The sequence below is a fragment of the Paenibacillus sp. 3LSP genome, from assembly GCF_032465655.1.
Taxonomy (GTDB): Bacteria; Bacillota; Bacilli; order Paenibacillales; family Paenibacillaceae; genus Fontibacillus; species Fontibacillus barengoltzii.
On record NZ_JAWDJI010000011.1, the window covers coordinates 1 to 910 of the forward strand.

Sequence of the window (910 nt, forward strand, 5' to 3'; positions counted from 1 at the left end):
CCGCTTTAATGGGCGAACAGCCCAACCCTTGGGACCTACTTCAGCCCCAGGATGCGATGAGCCGACATCGAGGTGCCAAACCTCCCCGTCGATGTGGACTCTTGGGGGAGATAAGCCTGTTATCCCCAGGGTAGCTTTTATCCGTTGAGCGATGGCCCTTCCATGCGGTACCACCGGATCACTAAGCCCGACTTTCGTCCCTGCTCGACTTGTCAGTCTCGCAGTCAAGCTCCCTTTTGCCTTTGCACTCTTCGAATGATTTCCAACCATTCTGAGGGAACCTTGGGGCGCCTCCGTTACTCTTTAGGAGGCGACCGCCCCAGTCAAACTGCCCACCTGACACTGTCCCCGTACCCGATCAGGGCACCAGGTTAGAACTCCGATACGATCAGGGTGGTATCCCAACGGCGCCTCCACCGAAGCTGGCGCTCCGGCTTCCTAGGCTCCCACCTATCCTGTACAAATCGTATCAAAGTCCAATATCAAGCTGCAGTAAAGCTCCATGGGGTCTTTCCGTCTTGTCGCGGGTAACCTGCATCTTCACAGGTATTAAAATTTCACCGGATCTCTCGTTGAGACAGCGCCCAAGTCGTTACGCCATTCGTGCGGGTCAGAATTTACCTGACAAGGAATTTCGCTACCTTAGGACCGTTATAGTTACGGCCGCCGTTTACTGGGGCTTCGGTTCACAGCTTCGGAGGTATTCCCCCTAACCGCTCCCCTTAACCTTCCAGCACCGGGCAGGCGTCAGCCCGTATACTTCGCCTTGCGGCTTCGCACAGACCTGTGTTTTTGCTAAACAGTCGCTTGGGCCTTTTCACTGCGGCCCCCTCGGGCTATTCACCCTACCGAGGCACCCCTTCTCCCGAAGTTACGGGGTCATTTTGCCGAGTTCCTTAACGAGAGTTCT

The 910-nt window shown here is 55.7% G+C and carries 1 rRNA gene; it reads right to left on the reverse strand.

Going from position 1 to position 910, the window contains the following annotated elements:
* Positions 1-910, reverse strand: a 23S ribosomal RNA gene (locus RW092_RS00570); the annotation flags it as partial.